General features: G+C 70.0%; 12 protein-coding genes. 9 read left to right on the forward strand and 3 right to left on the reverse strand.

What is annotated here, in order from left to right; translation table 11 throughout:
• Positions 1–116 precede the first annotated feature (116 nt).
• Both OG447_RS07080 and OG447_RS07085 read left to right on the forward strand, forming a co-directional pair.
• Positions 117–1,235 carry a peptidoglycan bridge formation glycyltransferase FemA/FemB family protein gene (locus OG447_RS07080; RefSeq protein WP_266935592.1) on the forward strand — a complete coding sequence of 373 codons (1,119 nt, stop codon included), beginning with the start codon at positions 117–119 and terminating at the stop codon, positions 1,233–1,235.
• A 70-nt stretch (positions 1,236–1,305) separates the two neighbouring features.
• Complete coding sequence (locus tag OG447_RS07085; RefSeq protein WP_266935593.1) at positions 1,306–2,337, forward strand: alanine racemase; 1,032 nt, start codon at positions 1,306–1,308, stop codon at positions 2,335–2,337.
• Between the two features lie 44 nt (positions 2,338–2,381).
• On the opposite strand, the gene OG447_RS07090 is transcribed toward OG447_RS07085, so the two are convergent.
• Together OG447_RS07090 and OG447_RS07095 are read right to left on the reverse strand one after the other, a co-directional pair.
• A complete protein-coding gene (locus OG447_RS07090; protein ID WP_266935594.1) occupies positions 2,382–3,842 on the reverse strand; it encodes a glycosyltransferase family 87 protein in 1,461 nt (486 codons plus the stop codon).
• A gap of 87 nt (positions 3,843–3,929) precedes the next feature.
• Positions 3,930–6,557 carry a transglycosylase domain-containing protein gene (locus tag OG447_RS07095; protein ID WP_266935595.1) on the reverse strand — a complete coding sequence of 876 codons (2,628 nt, stop codon included), beginning with the start codon at positions 6,555–6,557 and terminating at the stop codon, positions 3,930–3,932.
• Between the two features lie 273 nt (positions 6,558–6,830).
• Between OG447_RS07095 and OG447_RS07100 the strand changes: the two genes are divergently transcribed.
• The 3 genes from OG447_RS07100 to OG447_RS07110 all read left to right on the forward strand — a co-directional run bounded on the left by OG447_RS07100 (position 6,831) and on the right by OG447_RS07110 (position 9,940).
• Complete coding sequence (locus OG447_RS07100; RefSeq protein ID WP_007265248.1) at positions 6,831–7,433, forward strand: PadR family transcriptional regulator; 603 nt, start codon at positions 6,831–6,833, stop codon at positions 7,431–7,433.
• A gap of 49 nt (positions 7,434–7,482) precedes the next feature.
• A complete protein-coding gene (locus tag OG447_RS07105; RefSeq protein ID WP_215139796.1) occupies positions 7,483–8,565 on the forward strand; it encodes an inositol-3-phosphate synthase in 1,083 nt (360 codons plus the stop codon).
• Positions 8,566–8,671: 106 nt separating this feature from the next.
• Positions 8,672–9,940 carry an MFS transporter gene (locus OG447_RS07110; RefSeq protein WP_266935596.1) on the forward strand — a complete coding sequence of 423 codons (1,269 nt, stop codon included), beginning with the start codon at positions 8,672–8,674 and terminating at the stop codon, positions 9,938–9,940.
• Positions 9,941–10,008: 68 nt separating this feature from the next.
• Here the strand turns inward: OG447_RS07110 and OG447_RS07115 are convergent, their stop codons facing one another.
• Complete coding sequence (locus OG447_RS07115) at positions 10,009–11,475, reverse strand: CCA tRNA nucleotidyltransferase (RefSeq protein WP_266935597.1); 1,467 nt, start codon at positions 11,473–11,475, stop codon at positions 10,009–10,011.
• A 185-nt stretch (positions 11,476–11,660) separates the two neighbouring features.
• Between OG447_RS07115 and OG447_RS07120 the strand changes: the two genes are divergently transcribed.
• The 4 genes from OG447_RS07120 to sigM all read left to right on the forward strand — a co-directional run bounded on the left by OG447_RS07120 (position 11,661) and on the right by sigM (position 18,790).
• A complete protein-coding gene (locus OG447_RS07120; RefSeq protein ID WP_266935598.1) occupies positions 11,661–13,925 on the forward strand; it encodes a DUF6049 family protein in 2,265 nt (754 codons plus the stop codon).
• Positions 13,926–13,971: 46 nt separating this feature from the next.
• On the forward strand, positions 13,972–16,146 hold the full coding sequence (gene murJ / locus OG447_RS07125; RefSeq protein WP_266935599.1) for a murein biosynthesis integral membrane protein MurJ: 2,175 nt from the start codon (positions 13,972–13,974) through the stop codon (positions 16,144–16,146).
• A 126-nt stretch (positions 16,147–16,272) separates the two neighbouring features.
• Complete coding sequence (locus OG447_RS07130) at positions 16,273–18,000, forward strand: protein kinase family protein (protein WP_266935600.1); 1,728 nt, start codon at positions 16,273–16,275, stop codon at positions 17,998–18,000.
• A gap of 97 nt (positions 18,001–18,097) precedes the next feature.
• Entirely contained in the window at positions 18,098–18,790 is a 693-nt protein-coding gene (gene sigM, locus OG447_RS07135) for an RNA polymerase sigma factor SigM (RefSeq protein WP_266935601.1), read from the forward strand.
• The last annotated feature ends 8 nt before the right edge of the window (positions 18,791–18,798 follow it).

Here is an 18,798-nt window from a genome sequence, read left to right on the forward strand (position 1 = left end):
ACGGGGCGCCGGCCGCACGCCGGCCCGGCCTCCGGCCTGTCCCCCAGATGGGTGGCGCCCCTGTCGCAGTAGGCTTCGCGCCATAGCCAGCGAAGCCGCCGGAGGAGACGCCCCGCATGAGCCTGTCCCTGAGGACCATCAGCCGAGAGCAGCATCTGGGATACCTCCAGAGCCTGCCCTCTGCTAGCCACTGCCAGGTCCCGGCGTGGGCCGACGTGAAGAACGAGTGGCGGTCGGAGAACCTCGGTTGGTTCGACGCCTCCGGCGAACTCGTCGGAGCCGCCCTCGTGCTGTACCGGCAACTGCCCAAGGTGAAGCGATACCTCGCGTACCTTCCCGAGGGCCCGGTCATCAACTGGTACGCCCCGAATCTGGAGGAGTGGCTCCAGCCGATGCTGGCGCACCTCAAGCAGCAGGGCGCCTTCACCGTGAAGATGGGCCCGCCCGTCGTCATCCGCCGCTGGAACTCCACCGCCATCAAGGCCGGAATCCAGGACCCGGACGTCAAGCGCCTGCGCGACGTGGAGGCCTCGGTCATCGAGCCCCGCGCCTTCGAGGTCTCCGACAAGCTGCGCCGCATGGGCTGGCAGCAGGCCGAGGACGGCGGAGCCGGTTTCGGTGACGTGCAGCCCCGCTACGTCTTCCAGGTGCCGCTGGCCAACCGCTCGCTGGACGACGTCCTCAAGGGCTTCAACCAGCTGTGGCGCCGCAACATCAAGAAGGCCGAGAAGGCCGGCGTCGAGGTGGTCCAGGGCGGCTACGAGGACCTGCCGACCTGGCAGCACCTGTACGAGATCACGGCCGAGCGCGACAAGTTCCGCCCGCGCCCGCTCAGCTACTTCCAGCGCCAGTGGACGGCCCTCAACTCCGAGGACCCCAACCGGATGCGGCTCTACATCGCGAAGCACGAGGGGGAGCCGCTGGCCGCCGCCACGATGCTCACCGTCGGCCAGCACGTCTGGTACTCGTACGGAGCATCCGCCAACCACAAGCGCGAAGTGCGGCCCTCGAACGCGATGCAGTGGCGCATGCTGCGCGACTCGTACGCCCTCGGGGCCAGCGTCTACGACCTGCGCGGCATCTCTGACACCCTGGACGAGAACGATCACCTGTTCGGCCTGATCCAGTTCAAGGTCGGCACGGGCGGCGAGGCCGTGGAGTACGTCGGCGAGTGGGACTTCCCGCTGAACAAGGTGCTGCACAAGGCGCTCGACATCTACATGTCGCGCCGCTGACCCACCCCTCACCCACCCACCCCACGCACCGCTGCACCACGCAGCTTCTCAGGAGAGGTTCCGGACGGGCATGGCGCTCACGCTCTACGTCGACACCGCGCGCTGGCGTGCGCACCAGAAGCAGATCCAGGACCAGTTCCCGGGGTTGATCCCGGTCTGCAAGGGCAACGGCTACGGCTTCGGCCACGAGCGGCTGTGCGAGGAGGCGACCCGTATGGGCGCCGACATCCTGGCCGTGGGGACGACCTACGAGGCCGCCAGCATCAAGGACTGGTTCGGCGGCGACCTGCTCGTCCTCACCCCGTTCCGGCGGGGCGAGGACCCGGTGCCGCTGCCCGACCGGGTCATCCGCTCGGTGGCCTCGCTGGACGGGGTCCGCGGGCTGGTGGGGGCCCGGGTGGTCATCGAGTGCATGAGCTCGATGCGCCGCCACGGCATCTCCGAGCAGGACCTCGGCCAGCTGCACGCGGCGATCGAGGACGTCCGCCTGGAGGGCTTCGCCCTGCACCTGCCGCTGGACCGCCCGGACGGCTCGGACGCCGTCGAGGAGGTCATCGGCTGGATGGACCGGCTGCGCGCGGCCCGGCTGCCGCTGCACACCATGTTCGTCAGCCACCTGCGGGCCGAGGAGCTGGCGCGGCTCCAGCAGCAGTTCCCGCAGACCCGGTTCCGGGCCCGCATCGGAACCCGCCTGTGGCTGGGCGACCACGACGCGACCCAGTACCGCGGCGCGGTCCTCGACGTCACGCGCGTCGCCAAGGGCGACCGGTTCGGCTACCGCCAGCAGAAGGCCGCCTCCGACGGCTGGCTGGTCGTGGTGGCCGGCGGTACCTCGCACGGTGTGGGTCTGGAGGCCCCCAAGGCCCTCCACGGCGTGATGCCCCGTGCCAAGGGTGTCGCCCGCGCGGGCCTGGCAACGGTCAACCGGAACCTGTCGCCGTTCGTCTGGGCGGGCAAGCAGCGCTGGTTCGCCGAGCCGCCGCACATGCAGGTGTCGATCCTGTTCGTGCCCTCGGACGCGACCGAGCCGAAGGTCGGCGACGAGCTGGTGGCGCACCTGCGCCACACCACCACGCAGTTCGACCGGGTGCTCGACGCCTGACCCGGGCCGGGCCGGGCCGCTCCGCCCGGCCGCCGGCCCCACGGTCAGTCCTTGGGGGGCATGCCCCAGTCGACCCGCTGTCCCTCCGAGGGCGCCGCGTACCGCGGCGCCCTCGCCGCGTCCGACAGGACGAACACGTCCTCGGCCCCGTCCAGGACGCCGCCTGAGGGGTCGTCCGAGCCGTCCCGGCGTACGACGTCACGCTCGGGCATCAGGATGTCCCGGACGATGACCGCGCACAGGTAGAGGGTGCACAGCAGGTGGGCTGCGATCGCCAGCTGGTAGCCCTCCACGGGCAGCCCCTGGTGCTTGTCCCCGCTGGTCGTGTAGGCGAGGTAGAACCAGATCCCCAGGAAATACACGACCTCGCCGGCCTGCCAGATCAGGAAGTCCCGCCAGCGCGGCCGGGCCAGCGCGGCGAGCGGGATGAGCCACAGCACGTACTGCGGCGAGTAGACCTTGTTGGCCAGGATGAAGACGGCGACGACCAGGAAGGCCAGCTGCGCGAACCGGGGCCTGCGGGGTGCGGTCAGCGTGAGCAGCCCGATGGCTCCGCAGAGCAGGAGCGTCAGCCCTGTCGCGTAGGTGTTGGCGCCGTCCAGGGGGTTGCCCGAGCGCTGGGAGATCAGCAGCCACACCGAACCGAAGTCGATGGGCCGTTCCTGGCTGAAGGTGTAGAACTTCGTCCAGCCTTCCCAGGCGCCGACCATGACGGGCAGGTTCACCAGGAGCCAGGCGCCGACCGTGCCGAGGGCCGCGGCGCCGAAGGCGCGCCACTTCCCGGCCCGCCAGCAGAGCACGAACAGGACCCCGAGCAGCAGCACGGGATAGAGCTTGGCCGCGGTGGCCAGGCCGATGAAGACGCCGAACAGCGCCGGACGGCCGCGGGACCACATGAGCATCCCGGCCGCGGTCAGGGCGATGGCCAGCAGGTCCCAGTTGATCGTCGCGGTGAGTGCGAAGGCCGGGGCGAGGGCGAAGAGCAGGGCGTCCCAGGGCCGGCGGCGGTGGGTGCGGGCGACGCACACGGCGATGACCGCGGTGCAGATCATCAGCATGCCCGCGTTGACCATCCAGTACATCTGCTCGCGGTGCTGCATGGAGCCGCTGCTCGGGGTCAGCCAGGAAGCGACCTCCATGAAGAGCCCGGTGAGCACCGGATACTCCAGGTACTCCATGTCGCCGGGGAGCCGGTCGAAGTACGGCGTCAGATTGTCGGCGAAGCCGCGTACCGCGTAGAGGTGCGGGATGTCGGAGTAGCAGGCGTGGGTGTACTGGGAGCCCGTTCCCCGGAACCACGCCCAGTCGTAGCAGGGCAGCTTCTGCACCATGCCGAGCGCGAACAGCCCCAGGGCGACGAGGACCACGACGCGTACCGGCCCCAGCCAGTGGCCGCCGAGCCGGGCATAGCGGCCGAGGGGGCCGCCGATGAACTCACTGCCGGCTGCGGCGACCTCGTCCTGCTGGGTGGGCAGTACGGGGCTGTCCTCGTGCACCTTGGTCATGCGCTCATCCTGCCGTACCGGGCCCGGCACGGGGGAAGCCCGTCGCACGGCGTGCGACGGGCTTCCTCAGCTCGCTGGACGGGCCGGTCAGTCCTCCGGCATCCCGGTGGGCCAACCGGTGCTGCCGCCCGGGCGTCCCGGTCTGTCGGAGTTCGACGGCGACGGTGATCCGCTGGCTCCGCCGTCGGTGCCGGCGATGACCCCGCCGTTCGTGGTGCCTCCGTTGGTGCTGCCGCCGGTGCTCCCGGACGTGGTGCCGGTGGTGGTCTCCGGGTCGCAGTACAGCTCCCACGGCTTGCAGGACGGCTTGCCGCCCTTGGAGGGGCTGGGGGACACCGTGGGCGGGGAGCTCGACGGCGACGGCGACGGGGAGGTGGACGGCGTCGGGAGAGCCGACGGGGTGGGCGAGGGGGCTCCCACGGAGTCCGCGGTGACGCCGAGGGGCTCCGCCTCCGGGAAGGGCTTGACCGGGGTGCCCTTGAGCGCCTCACGCATGTACTCGGTCCAGATCACGGCGGGGATGTCACCACCGTGGATGGAGTCGGTACCGCCCACGCCGTTCATGGACATCAGTTTCTTGTCCGCCGAGTTGGGGTCGGTGCGGAACAGGGTGACGGAGGTGGACAGCTCCGGGGTGTAGCCGACGAACCACGCCGACTTGTTCTCGTCGGTGGTACCGGTCTTGCCCGCGGCGGGCCGGCCCAGCGCCTTCGCCTTCTTGCCCGTGCCGTTCTGGACGACGTTCTCGAGGACCTTGGTGATGTTGTCCGCGACCGCGTTGTCCATGGCCCGCTGGTCCTTCGGGGGCTCGAAGCCGGACAGCTGCTCGCCGTCCTTCTCGACGCTGATCACCGAGTACGGCTCGCGGTGCGTGCCGGAGGACGCGAAGGTGGCGTAGGAGTCGGCCATCCGGATGGCGCTGGGCGTCGAGGTTCCCAGGGCGAACGAGGCGTCGTCGCCGACGCCCATCGACTCCTTGAGGATGCCGGTGGCCTTGGCCACCTCGCGGACCTTGCTGTGGCCGACGTCGAAGACGAGCTGGGCGAACGGCACGTTGATGGACTTCTCCATCGCCTCGTTGAGGGTCACGTAGCCGAAGGGGGTGGCGCTCTCGTTCTTCTGCTTGAACGGCTTGCCCGAGTTGTCCAGCAGGGGCTTGCCCTGGCGGTTCTTGATCACGGTGAGGTCGTCGGCCATGTACTTGCTGTCGACCGCCAGCCCCTCGCCGTTGGTGTTCTGGGTGCCGTACTGCATCGCCGCCGCCAGGACGTACGGCTTCCAGGTCGAGCCGACCGGGACACCGCTGGTGTTGGCGTTGTTGCTGAAGTACTTCTTGTCCATACCGGGTCCGCCGTACATGGCGACGATCGCACCGGTCTTCACGTCGACGGAGGCGGCACCGAACTGCACGAAGGTGTCGAGGTCGGGCCGCTTCTTCTCGTCGAGGAAGTCGTTGCGGGTCTCCTCGACGGCCTTGACCAGGGCGTCCACCTTCGGCTTCTGGAAGGTGGTCTTGATCCGGTAGCCGCCGAGGGCCATCTGGTCGACGGTGATGCCCTTGGCCTTCATCACGTACTGCTTGGCCGTCTCGACCAGGTAGCCGATCTGGCCGGACATGGCACGGGCCTGCTCGGACTCGACGCGCGCGGGGAACTCCGTGTACTTGGCCCGCTCGGCCTTGTCCATCCGGCCCACCTCGACCTCGCGGTCCAGCACCCAGGCCCAGCGCTTCCTGGCCCGGTCCTCGTTGGCTTCGGGGGTGGCCGCGGCGCCGATGCCGCCGTCCGGGTTGTAGAGGTTGGGGCCCTTGAGGACCGAGGCGAGGAACGCGCTCTCGGACGGGGTGAGGTCCTGGCAGTCCTTGCCGAAGTAGGCGCGGGCCGCCGCCTGGATGCCGTAGGCGTCCCGCCCGTAGTAAGCGGTGTTGAGGTAGCCCGCGAGGACCGTGTCCTTCTCCTCGGAGACACCCAGCTTTATCGAGATGAAGAGCTCGGTGACCTTCCGCTTGAGCGTCTGGTCGGAGTCAAGGTAGGTGTTCTTCACGTACTGCTGCGTGATCGTCGAGCCGCCCTGGGTGGAGCCGCCCTTGGCCATGTTCCACACCGCCCGGGCGACGCCCATCGGGTCGACGCCCTTGTCCGTCTCGAAGGACTCGTTCTCCGCGGCGATCACCGCGTCCCTCATCGACCGGGGGATCTTGTCGATGGGCACGATCTGGCGGTTCATCGAACCGCCGGTCGCGACCATCTGGCTGCCGTCCTCCCAGTAGAAGACGTTGTTCTGCGCCTGCGCCGCCAGGTTCGGGTCGGGCGTGTTGACCATGGCGATGCCGATGCCGGTCCCCGCCGTGATGACCGCGAAGAAGCCCAGGGCCGTGCCCGAGACGAACTTCCAGGACGGTACGAAGCGCTTCCAGCCGTCCCTGTCGGACCGCGGGTAGTTGATCAGCCGCTTGTCCGGGCGGCCGCCCGGGCCGGAGCCCCGGCCGTTCCTGGCCGCGCCGCGTCCCCGGCCCGCGGAGCCTCGCTGTGCGGCGCGCCGGGCATCGGCACGGCTGCCCTGGGCTGGCTGGTCTGCGTACGGGCCGCTGGGTGACGCCGTGGGGACGTCACGTCCGGCGCCGACGCCCTTTGTGGGGCGCTGCTGGGCGGCCCGGCGGGCCGAAGCGCGTCCGCCACCTTGGGGCTGCGGCGGTTTGCGGCGGTGCTCGCTCATCGAACGACTACTCCTCGGGCAGGCGAGTGGCCTGGAAGCGGCAGGTGAGTTCCGGTTCCCCCGGTGTCCTGGCGCACAGACTACGCACGCTCAAAACCCGATCCATGCCGAAGTTCACCCCAAATCAGGCAACTTGCCTCGTACGAATTGGTGATGTGATGCCGGTCACTACCCCACCCCTTGTAGTGGACGGCAGCCCGTTCTATCGTCTGGATGTATCGAGTCGATACATCAGCTCGGTATAAAGACTCAGGGCGGAGGAGAGGCAGGCGGATGAGCAGGCGCTCAGGCATCCTCGAATTCGCCGTCCTCGGCCTGCTCCGCGAATCCCCCATGCACGGCTATGAGCTGCGCAAGCGGCTCAACACCTCGCTGGGGGTGTTCAGGGCCTTCAGCTACGGGACGCTCTACCCCTGCCTCAAGACGCTGGTCGCCAACGGCTGGTTGATCGAGGAACCGGGCAACGCTCCGGAAGACGCCCTCGCCGCTTCACTCGCAGGGCGCCGCGCAAAGATCGTCTACCGGTTGACGGCGGCGGGTAAGGAGCACTTCGAGGAGCTGCTCTCCCACACCGGCCCCGATACCTGGGAGGACGAGTCCTTCGCCGCCCGCTTCGCCTTCTTCGGCCAGACCGAAAGAGACGTGCGTATGCGGGTACTGGAGGGCCGCCGTAGCCGGCTCGAGGAGCGCCTGGAGAAGATGCGCGCCTCACTCGCCCGTACGCGGGAGCGGCTCGACGACTACACGCTTGAGCTGCAGCGGCACGGCATGGAGTCCGTGGAGCGCGAAGTGCGCTGGCTGAACGAGCTCATCGAGAGCGAGCGGGCGGGACGGGATCGGAGACGACCCGGTCCGCCCGACGAAACTGCAAAATGAGGCCTGCATCTCGCATGCCTCGTCCGAGAACAAACAGGGAGCAACCGGAATGGGTTCGGTTCGCGTAGCCATCGTCGGCGTGGGCAACTGCGCCGCCTCGCTGGTGCAGGGCGTCGAGTACTACAAGGACGCCGACCCGGCGGCCAAGGTCCCCGGTCTGATGCACGTCCAGTTCGGCGACTACCACGTGCGTGACATCGAGTTCGTCGCCGCGTTCGACGTCGACGCGAAGAAGGTCGGCCTCGACCTCTCGGACGCCATCGGCGCCAGCGAGAACAACACCATCAAGATCTGCGACGTCCCGAACGCCGGTGTGACCGTCCAGCGCGGCCACACCCTGGACGGTCTGGGCAAGTACTACCGCATGACGATCGAGGAGTCCGCCGAGGCTCCGGTCGACGTGGTCCAGATCCTCAAGGACCGCCAGGTCGACGTCCTGATCTGCTACCTCCCCGTCGGCTCCGAGGCCGCGGCGAAGTTCTACGCCCAGTGCGCCATCGACGCCAAGGTCGCCTTCGTCAACGCCCTCCCGGTCTTCATCGCCGGCACCAAGGAGTGGGCGGACAAGTTCACCGAGGCCGGTGTCCCGATCGTCGGCGACGACATCAAGTCGCAGGTCGGCGCCACCATCACGCACCGTGTGATGGCGAAGCTGTTCGAAGACCGCGGTGTCCGTCTTGAGCGCACCATGCAGCTCAACGTCGGCGGCAACATGGACTTCAAGAACATGCTCGAGCGTGACCGCCTCGAGTCGAAGAAGATCTCCAAGACGCAGGCCGTCACCTCGCAGATCCCCGACCGGGAGCTCGGCGAGAAGAACGTCCACATCGGCCCGTCCGACTACGTCGCGTGGCTCGACGACCGCAAGTGGGCTTACGTCCGCCTCGAAGGCCGTGCCTTCGGCGACGTCCCGCTGAACCTCGAGTACAAGCTCGAGGTGTGGGACTCCCCGAACTCCGCCGGTGTCATCATCGATGCCCTGCGCGCCGCGAAGATCGCCAAGGACCGCGGTATCGGCGGCCCGATCCTGTCGGCGTCCAGCTACTTCATGAAGTCCCCGCCGGTGCAGTACTTCGACGACGAGGCCTACGCCAACGTCGAGAAGTTCATCAAGGGTGAGGTCGAGCGCTAGTCGAACCCCCAAGGGTCTTACCGACACCTGGACTTCGGCTGTTCTTCCGCGGAGGGTCCCCGGGCAATATACCCGGGGACCCTCCGCGTATGTGACCCTTGCCCTCATGCCTGTCGTACGTGATCTGCGCGTACTCCTGCGCCTCAGGGACTTCCGCAACCTGCTCGCCGTACGGCTGCTCTCCCAGGCCGCGGACGGTGTCTACCAGGTCGCGCTCGCCACCTACGTCGTGTTCTCCCCGGAGAAACAGACCTCGCCCGCGGCCATCGCCTCGGCCATGGCGGTACTGCTGCTGCCCTACTCGGCGCTCGGCCCCTTCGCCGGGGTGCTGCTCGACCGCTGGCGCCGCCGCCAGGTCTTCCTCTACGGCAACCTGCTGCGCGCCCTCCTCGCCTGTGTCACCGGCATGCTGATCGTCTCGCACGTCCCGGACTGGCTGTTCTACGCCTCGGCACTGTCGGTGACCGCCGTCAACCGCTTCGTCCTCGCCGGACTCGCCGCCTCCCTGCCCCACGTGGTCAGCCCCGGCCAGCTGGTCACCGCGAACGCGCTGTCCCCTACCGCCGGAACGCTCGCGGCGGTCGCCGGCGGGGGACTGGCCTTCCTCGTCCGGCTGCTGGCCTCCGACTCCAACGCCGTTGTCGTCCTGCTGGGGGCCGGGCTCTACCTGTGCGCGGCTCTCGCATCCCTGCGCCTGGCCATCGGCCTCCTCGGGCCGGACCACCCCGCGGGCCGGGCCCACCCCTCGGTCGCCGAGGGCATCGCGCTCACGGTCCGGGGCATGGTCGCGGGCCTGCGGCATCTGGCGGAGCGGCGCGAGGCCGCACGGGCGCTCACCGCCATGACGATGATGAGGTTCTGCTACGGGGCCCTGTTCGTCATGCTGCTCATGCTCTGCCGCTACTCCTGGTCGGACAACGAGGCCGACGGGCTGGCCCTGCTGGGTCTCGCGGTCGGCATCTCGGGGGCCGGATTCTTCGCGGCCGCCGTCATCACGCCCTGGCTGGTGGGCCGGCTGGGAACCCTCGGAACCATCACCGTCTGCGCCGCAGGCGCCGCTGTCCTGGTCCCGGCGCTCGGGCTGTTCTTCGCCCCCGGCCCGATGCTGGTCGCCGCGTTCGTCCTCGGCCTGGCCACCCAGGGCGCCAAGATCTCCACCGACACGGTCGTGCAGTCCCGCGTGGACGACGAGTTCCGCGGCCGGGTCTTCTCGGTCTACGACGTCCTCTTCAACGTCGCCTTCGTCGGCGCCGCCGCAGTGGCCTCCCTCATGCTCCCCGCCGACGGGCAGTCCGTGACGCTCATCCTGTGCGTGGCCACTCTCTACGCCGCGACCGCGGCGCTGCTGAGCCGGCACGGGCGACGTTTCACGTGAAACATCGACCGTGCCCGGTGCGTCGGCAGCGATGTTTCACGTGAAACATCGCTGCCGACCGCCGCGTGTCAGGCCTGAGCCGCCCACCACTCCTTGAGGGCGGCGACCGCCGCATCGTGTTCCATCGGCCCGTTCTCCAGCCGCAGCTCCATCAGGAAGGCGTACGCCTTGCCGATCACCGGGCCGGGGCCGACGTCCAGGACCTGCATGATCTCGTTTCCGTCCAGGTCCGGCCGGATCGCGTCCAGCTCCTCCTGCTCCTGAAGCTGCCCGATGCGCTCCTCCAGGCCGTCATAGGTCCTGGAGAGGGCATTGGCCTTGCGCTTGTTGCGCGTGGTGCAGTCGGAACGGGTCAGCTTGTGCAGGCGCTCCAGCAGCGGACCGGCGTCGCGGACGTAGCGGCGTACGGCCGAGTCGGTCCACTCCCCGTCGCCGTAGCCGTGGAAGCGCAGGTGCAGCTCCACGAGCCGGGACACGTCCTTGACCATGTCGTTGGAGTACTTCAGCGCGGTCATGCGCTTCTTGGTCATCTTCGCGCCCACCACCTCGTGGTGGTGGAAGGAGACCCGGCCGTCGCTCTCGAACCGACGGGTACGGGGCTTGCCGATGTCGTGCAGCAGGGCGGCGAGCCGCAGCACCAGGTCCGGCCCGTCCTCCTCCAGCGCGATCGCCTGCTCCAGAACGATCAGCGAGTGGTCGTACACGTCCTTGTGCCGGTGGTGTTCGTCACTCTCCAGCCGCAGGGCTGGCAGCTCGGGCAGCACCCGGTCGGCCAGCCCGGTGTCCACGAGCAGGCCGAGGCCCTTGCGCGGGTTGGGGGAGAGGATCAGCTTGTTCAGCTCCCCCTGCACCCGCTCCGCCGAAACGATCTCGATCCGTTCGGACATCCCCTTCATGGCCGCCACGACCTCGGGGGAGACCTCGAAGTCCAGCTGCGACGCGAACCGCGCCGCCCGCAGCATGCGCAGCGGATCGTCGGAGAACGAGTCCTCCGGGGTGCCCGGGGTGCGCAGCACACCCCCGGCCAGGTCCTCCAGGCCGCCGTGCGGATCGATGAACTCCTGCTCCGGCAGGGCCAGCGCCATGGCGTTCACCGTGAAGTCACGGCGGACCAGGTCGTCCTCGATCGAGTCGCCGTAGGAGACCTCGGGCTTGCGCGAGGTGCGGTCGTACGCTTCCGAGCGGTACGTGGTCACCTCGATCTGGAAGCTCCGGTCGGCGCCCTCGACGCGGGCGCTCTTCTGCGCGCCGACGGTGCCGAAGGCGATTCCCACGTCCCACACCGAGTCGGCCCACGGCCGGATGATCTTCAGGACGTCCTCGGGACGCGCATCGGTGGTGAAGTCGAGGTCGTTGCCGAGACGCCCCAGCAGCGCGTCGCGGACGGACCCGCCGACCAGGGCGAGGCGGAAGCCCGCCTCCTGGAATCGGCGGCCGAGCTCGTCGGCGACAGGCGCGACCCGCAGCAGTTCACTCACTGCGCGGCGCTGCACCTGACTCAGGGCACTGGGGTTGTCTTCCTTGGCGTTCGGCACAACAGAAAAGGGTACGTGCCCGGCCCGCCGCGGGCTCCCCCGTTTCCGGCGCCCCCGGCACACCCCGGTCCCGGTCCCGAGCCGATCATGTGGGGCAAGGCGCGGCACTCACGCCCGGCGGCTCTCGTTACCATGCGTGGACGCACAGACGGAGACCACCGACACTTCGAGGGACGGGCTAGCGCGTGGCCGAGGCGGCAGAGAACCAGGGGGCGGCGCTCGTCCCTGTCCGACGCCGATGGCTGCGGCGGGCGGTCGTCCTGCTCGCCGGGACGCCAGTGCTCGCCGCGCTGGTCTACTCGCCGGCCCCGAGGGCCCAGGCCGCCGAGGCGGCCTCCGTCGACGTCCAGCTGGACTCCATGGCCCCCACCGCGCCTGTGAAGGGCGACACACTCACCATCTCCGGCACGGTGGTCAACAACGGCCGGGAGACGATCACCGACGCCCACGTGGGCCTGCGGGTCGGGCCCGCGCTGGGCGACCGGGCCTCGATCGACGAGGCGGCGGAGCGCAACGGTTTCCGCGCCGGCGCCGACCCCGGCGAGATCGATTCGGCCTACGCCGTGAAGATCGCCTCGCTGCCGTCGAAGGTGAGCCAGGACTTCACCCTCACCGTCCCCGTGAACAAGCTGGAGCTGGACAAGGACGGTGTCTACCAGCTCGGCGTCTCCTTGTCCGGGGCGACGGACAGCCGCCCGTCCGAGCAGGTCCTCGGAATCAAGCGGACCTTCCTGCCCTGGCAGCCGGACGCCGCGGCCAAGAAGTCCCAGCTGACCTACGTGTGGCCGCTGATCTCCCGCACCCGGGTGACCGCGGAGACCGGCTCCGACGAGCTCCAGACCCCGGTCTTCCTCGACGACTCGCTCGCCGAGGAGCTCAAGCCGGAGGGCCGGCTGGGCCAGATGGTCACGCTCGGCAAGGAACTGCCGATCACCTGGGTCATCGACCCCGACCTGCTCTACACCGTCGACGCCATGACGAAGGGCTACCGGGTCCGGAGCCCCGACGGGAAGACCGTCCAGGGCAAGAACAAGGCCGTCGCCGAGCAGTGGCTGAGCTCCCTCGAAGGCGCGGTCCAGGGCAAGAAGGTCGTCGCGCTGCCCTTCGCCGACCCCGACCTCGCCTCCCTCGCCCACCACGGCAAGGACGTCTCGGGCACCCTGGGGCAGCTGCGGCCCGCCACCGACAAGGCGAAGCAGGCCGTGGAGACGGTCCTGCACGTCCCCGCGTCCACCGACTTCTCCTGGCCCGTGGACGGCGCCATCGATCCGTCGATCGTCAACGTCGCCACCTCGGCCGGCGCCCACAACGTGCTCACCCGCAGCGACAGCCTCACGGAGACCGGGTCGCTCGGCTACACCCCGTCGGCCGCCCGGCCGATCGGCGCGGGCACCACCGCCGTCGTCGCGGACGCCGAACTCTCCACCGCCTTCGACGGCGACATGCTCAACGCCGGGAACTCGGTCCTCGCCGTGCAGCGGTTCCTCGCGCACAGCCTGGCGCTGAACCTGCAGAAGACCAACGAGCAGCGCAGCTTCGTCGTCGCCCCGCAGCGGATGCCGTCCGTCAGCCAGGCCCACACGATGGCCGCCGCCATACGAACCCTGCAGGCGGGCCGCTGGACCCAGCCCGGCGACCTCGAAGCCGCCGCCGCGGCCAAGCCCGACCCCGGCGCCGCAACCCAGGTCCCGGGCGCCGGGCAGTATCCCGAGGCCCTGCGCAAGCACGAGCTTCCGGTGTCGGCCTTCGAGAAGATCCGCACCACCCAGAACACCCTCGACCACTTCAAGGTCATCCTCGCCGCCCCCGACCGCGTCGAGATCCCCTTCGGCAACACCACCAACCGGGAGATGTCCACCTCCTGGCGCGGCCGTGCCGACGAGTCCCGGCTCTACCGGGACCAGGTGCAGGACTACCTGATCAGCCTGACCGAGAAGGTCAAGGTCATCCCCAAGTCCGACGCCACCCTGTCGGGACACAGCGCCACCATCCCGGTCAGTGTCCAGAACAGCCTCGTCCAGGACGTCCACGACCTCGTGCTGCGGGTGAAGTCCGCCAACCCCACCCGCCTGATGTTCGGCAAGAGCGGCGAGTCCGAGCAGGAGGTCACCGTCCAGGGCGGGCACAGCCAGACGGTCAAGTTCACCGCCAACGCCACCGCGAGCGGCCCCGTCGAGGTCACCGCGCAGCTCTTCACCAAGGACGGCGTCGCCTACGGGAAGGAACGCAAGTTCACCGTCGAGGCCACCGAGATCACCCCCACCGTCATGCTCGTGATCGCCGGCGGTGTGCTGCTCCTCGTCCTGGCAGGCGTCAAGATGTACGCAAGCCGCAAGCGCGTCGCAGCTCGGGCGGCCGCCGAGGAGAGTACGCAGCAGAGTGACGAGTCCCCGGACACCGGACCGCAAAGCACCGACGGGTCCGGCACGGGTGAGACAGTGGACCGTTGAGCGATGCCGTGGCCGGTCGGCCTGGGGACGATGAGGTGGGGTTTCGATGAACGCGCCGTACGACGGTGACCGCGCGCAGGGCACTGGCGGGCCCGCGCCCTCCCAGGGCACTGCCCCGGGCGCCCCGGTGCCCGGGCAGGTTCCCGCGCCTGCGCCCGCGCCGGAGCGTGACCCGTATGTCCAGGAGGCCTACGACTACGACCCGTACCGGTCGCAGGACCTGTCCGCCCAGGACCCCGTCGCCGAGGTCCTCTACGACCGCGCCGCGCACCCCCCGCCGCCGCCGGGCACCTACCAGGAGCCCGGCCCGCTCTACGCGGCACCGACGGCGCCCTCCTACTCGCCCGACCCCCGGGTCTGGGCCCAGACCCCGCCGCCCGAGCCGGACGGCCCCTCCCGCCACCTCCCGTACGGGGACCGCGCGACGACCACCGAGTTCGTCGGCGTGGACTCCCTCGTCACCAAGGCGGCCGAGGAGGAACCCCAGCCGGACGCCTTCGCCCACCTCTACCGGGACCAGCAGGCAGCGCCCCGAACCCCCGCCGAGGACGCCCCCGTCGCCGCCCCGGCACCGAGCAAGCCCGTCGGACGCGCTTCCAGCCTCCTCAAGTCCAGCGCCCTCATGGCCGCCGGAACGATCGTCTCCCGCATCACCGGCTTCCTGCGGACCCTGGTCATCGCCGGTGCCATCGGCGTGGGCACCTTCAACGACACGTACCAGATCGCCAACACCCTGCCGACGATGATCTACGTGCTGGTCGGCGGCGGCGCGCTCAACGCCGTCTTCATCCCGCAGCTGGTCCGGGCCATGAAGAGCGACAGCGACGGCGGAGAGGCGTACGCCAACCGGCTGCTGACCCTCGTCGTGGTCCTGCTGGCCGCGATCACCACCATCTGCGTCCTCGCCGCACCCGTTTTCATCACGATGATGTCGCCGAAGATCGCCTCCGACCCGCAGCAGATGGACGTCGCGGTCGCCTTCGCCCGCTACTGCCTGCCCACCATGTTCTTCATGGGCGTCCACGTGGTCCTCGGTCAGATCCTCAACGCCCGCGGCCGCTTCGGCGCGATGATGTGGACCCCGGTCCTCAACAACATCGTCGTCATCGCCACCTTCGGCGCCTTCATCTGGGCCTTCGGCGGCTTCACCACCTCCGGCGTCAACGCCACCACCGTCACCGCCGACGGCGTGCGCCTGCTGGGCCTGGGCACCCTGCTCGGTCTCACCGTCCAGGCCCTCGCGATGCTGCCGTACCTGCGTGACGCGGGCTTCAAGCCGCGCCTGCGCTTCGACTGGAAGGGCCACGGCCTGGGCAAGGCCGCCCGCCTGGCCAAGTGGACGTTCTTCTTCGTCCTCGCCAACCAGATCGGCCTCGTGGTCGTCACCCAGCTCGCCACCTGGGCCGGGTCGGTCGCCGAGAAGCAGGGCCACCCCGGCACCGGCATCACCGCCTACAACTACGCGCTGCTGCTGTGGCAGATGCCCCAGGCCATCATCACCGTGTCCGTCATGACGGCCGTCCTGCCCCGCATTTCGCGCTCCGCCCACGACGGGGACGCCGCCGCCGTCCGCGACGACATCTCCTACGGGCTGCGGACGTCGGCCGTCGCGATCGTGCCCTGCTCCTTCGCGTTCCTCGCGCTCGGCGTCCCCATGGCCACGCTGCTCTACGCCGGCTCCGGGTCGGGCGCCCAGAACATCGGCTACATCCTGATGGCCTTCGGCCTCGGGCTGATCCCGTACTCCGTCCAGTACGTCGTCCTGCGCGGCTTCTACGCCTACGAGGACACCCGGACGCCCTTCTACAACACGGTCATCGTGGCCGCCGTCAACGCCGCGGTCTCCGCAGCCTCCTTCTTCGTGCTGCCGGCCCGCTGGGCCGTCGTCGGCATGGCCGCCGCCTACGGCCTCGGCTACGCCGTCGGCGTCGGCGTGGCCTGGCGCCGCCTCAAGACCCGTCTGGGCGGCGACCTCGACGGCGCCCACGTGATGCGCACCTACGCCCGCCTCACCGGCGCCTGCGTCCCCGCCGCGGCCGTGGCCGGCGCCGCCGCCTACGCGGTCACGCAGTGGCTGGGCAGCGGCGTCCTCGGCTCCGCCACCGCACTCGTGGCCGGCGGCATCGCCCTGGCCGCCGTCTTCCTCATCGCCGCCAAGCGGATGCGGATCGAAGAGCTCAACGCGATGGTCGGTATGGTCCGCGGACGTCTGGGGCGCTGATGCGCACGACCGGCAACTGCCCGGAGCCCCTTCATGTGTCGTGCACAGCGCCGGACTGTGGGCACAATTGGCTTGGATTCGCAGACTGGCCGACAGCGCGTAACGGATGGGGAGGCAGGGACGACGGTGGCGGAACGTAGCACGGCTGCCGTCGACGTGGCCGATAACAGCGGCGACGAGCCGCTGGCCGCACAGGCGGCCAAGGCCACGGCCGACGGGGTGGACACCCAGAACGGACAAGCCGCGGACGGACCCATGCCCGAAAAGGACGGCGAACGCACGACGGCGGCCCCCGCGGCCGCACCCGAACTCCACAGCGGCCACAAGCTCGCCAGACGCTACCGGCTCGAAGAGTGCGTCACCCGTGTGGACGGATTCAGCAGCTGGCGTGCGATGGACGAGAAGCTGCGCCGGGCCGTCGGCGTCCACCTGCTCCCCGCCGACCACGCGCGGGCCCGCTCCGTCCTGGCCGCCGCCCGCTCCTCCGCCCTGCTCGGCGACCCCCGGTTCGTCCAGGTCCTCGACGCCGTGGAGGAGAACGACCTCGTCTACGTCGTCCACGAATGGCTGCCCGACGCCACCGAACTCACCGCGCTCCTCGCGGCGGGCCCGCTGGAAGCCCACGAGGCCTACCAGCTCGTCAGCCAGATCTCCCAAGCCATGGCCGCCGCGCACCGCGAAGGCCTCGCCCACCTGCGCCTGACGCCCAGCGCGATACTGCGCACCTCCACGGGCCAGTACCGCATCCGCGGCCTCGCCGTGAACGCCGCCCTGCGCGGCATCACCAGCGAGACCCCGCAGCGCGCCGACACCGAGGCCATCGGCGCACTCCTCTACGCCGCCCTCACCCAGCGCTGGCCGTACGAGAGCGACGCCTACGGCCTGACCGGCCTGCCCAAGGGCGTGGGCCTCATCGCTCCCGACCAGGTCCGCGCCGGTGTGCACCGGGGGCTCGGCGAACTCGCCATGCGCGCCCTCGCCAACGACGGAGCCACCGCCTCCCGCCAGGAACCCGCCTGCACCACCCCGGAGGAACTGGCCAAGGCCGTCGCCGCGATGCCCCGCATCCGGCCGCCGGAGCCCGCGTTCACCGCCCCTCCCGAGTACCAGCAGACCACGTACCAGCAGGGCAGCTACGGCCGTCCCGCGGGCCCCGGCGCGAAGACCGTCCAGAACGTCCCGGTCGTCCCGCCGGCCCCGCTGCAGAGCCGCACCGGCAGGGTCCTCAAGTGGGGCGTCGCCGCCCTGCTGATCGCCGCCCTGGGCCTCGGCAGCTGGCAGCTCGCCGACACCCTCCTGGAACGCTTGAACCAGGGCAGCAACAGCGACACCGGCCCCTCCCAGCCCCCTGCCGACGACGCGCCCGACAAGAAGGAGCCGAGCAAGGCTCTGCCCCTGTCCCAGGCCACGGTCCTCGCCATAGGCGGAGACCAGGTCAAGCCCGAGGACGCGGACAAGACCATCGACGGCAGCACCGACACAGGCTGGGTCACGCCCCAGTACAAGGGGTATCCGAAGTTCGGAAACCTCCCCGGGCGCAGGGACGGGAGCGGCATCATCGTCGATCTCGGCAGCGTCCAGAACGTGACCGGAATCGAGCTGGACCTGTACGCCGCCGGACAGAAGCTCCAGGTCCGCGCCGCGGCCCCGGACGCCTCCGCCCCGGACTCGCTCGACAATTTCTCCCAGCGGCTCACCAAGCTGGAGACCACGCAGAAGAAGCTGCAGACCACTCTGGAAGCCCCGGTCCGCACCCGGTACGTGCTCGTCCACATCACCGAACTGCCCCAGGACGACGAGGGGCACTACCGAGGCGGCATCAACAACATCAAGGTCCTCGGTCACAGTTCCTGAGGCTTCCGGCCCCACAGGGTCCGCTGCGCCACCGGCCCGGCGGACCCTCGTGTTTCCCCCGCCCAAGCCGTAATCTCCCTGCGGGAGGCTAGGTGTGATGCACGACGCAGCGACCGGCGACAGCGACGCAGAACTGCTGGCCAGACATGCCTCCGGAGACCCGGAAGCTTTCGGTGAACTCGTCCGCCGCCACCGGGACCGGCTGTGGGCCGTGGCCCTGCGCACCCTCGGCGACCGCGAGGAGGCCGCCGACGCCGTCCAGGACGCCCTCGTCTCGGCCTACCGGGCCGCCCACACCTTCCGCGGCGAATCCGCCGTCACCACCTGGCTGCACCGGATCACCGTCAACGCCTGCCTCGACCGCGCCCGCAAGGCCGCCTCCCGCAGGACCGCGCCCCTCGATGACACGGACCGCCTGGAGCGCCTCCTGGAGCCCCACGAGTCCGCGGAGGCCCCTGCGGAGCGCCAGGACCTCCACCGCCAGCTCCTGGCCGCCCTGAGCACCCTCCCGCCGGAACAGCGGGCCGCGCTCGTCCTCGTCGACATGCAGGGATACCCCGTAGCCGAGGCCGCCCGCCTGCTCGACGTCCCCACCGGCACCGTGAAGAGCCGGTGCGCGCGGGGCAGGGCGAAACTCGTCCCGCTGCTCACTCATCTGCGCTCGAATGCCGGGGATAACACCGCCGCCGAGCGGGGAAGGAACCGGACGCCGGGCACAGCCGTCCCACCAGCGGCAGAACCCAGGCATCCAGACCCAGACGCTGTGAAGGGCGGAGGTGGACGACCGTGACTCCCCCC

This window comes from Streptomyces sp. NBC_01408, assembly GCF_026340255.1.
Taxonomy (GTDB): Bacteria; Actinomycetota; Actinomycetes; order Streptomycetales; family Streptomycetaceae; genus Streptomyces.

Excerpts from the sequence above, each read along its gene's own strand:
- OG447_RS07080 (WP_266935592.1), top strand. The coding sequence starts at position 117 with ATGAGCCTGTCCCTGAGGACCATCAGCCGAGAGCAGCATCTGGGATAC.
- OG447_RS07085 (WP_266935593.1), top strand. The coding sequence starts at position 1,306 with ATGGCGCTCACGCTCTACGTCGACACCGCGCGCTGGCGTGCGCACCAG.
- OG447_RS07090 (WP_266935594.1), bottom strand. The coding sequence starts at position 3,842 with ATGACCAAGGTGCACGAGGACAGCCCCGTACTGCCCACCCAGCAGGAC.
- OG447_RS07095 (WP_266935595.1), bottom strand. The coding sequence starts at position 6,557 with ATGAGCGAGCACCGCCGCAAACCGCCGCAGCCCCAAGGTGGCGGACGC.
- OG447_RS07100 (WP_007265248.1), top strand. The coding sequence starts at position 6,831 with ATGAGCAGGCGCTCAGGCATCCTCGAATTCGCCGTCCTCGGCCTGCTC.
- OG447_RS07105 (WP_215139796.1), top strand. The coding sequence starts at position 7,483 with ATGGGTTCGGTTCGCGTAGCCATCGTCGGCGTGGGCAACTGCGCCGCC.
- OG447_RS07110 (WP_266935596.1), top strand. The coding sequence starts at position 8,672 with ATGCCTGTCGTACGTGATCTGCGCGTACTCCTGCGCCTCAGGGACTTC.
- murJ (WP_266935599.1), top strand. The coding sequence starts at position 13,972 with ATGAACGCGCCGTACGACGGTGACCGCGCGCAGGGCACTGGCGGGCCC.
- sigM (WP_266935601.1), top strand. The coding sequence starts at position 18,098 with ATGCACGACGCAGCGACCGGCGACAGCGACGCAGAACTGCTGGCCAGA.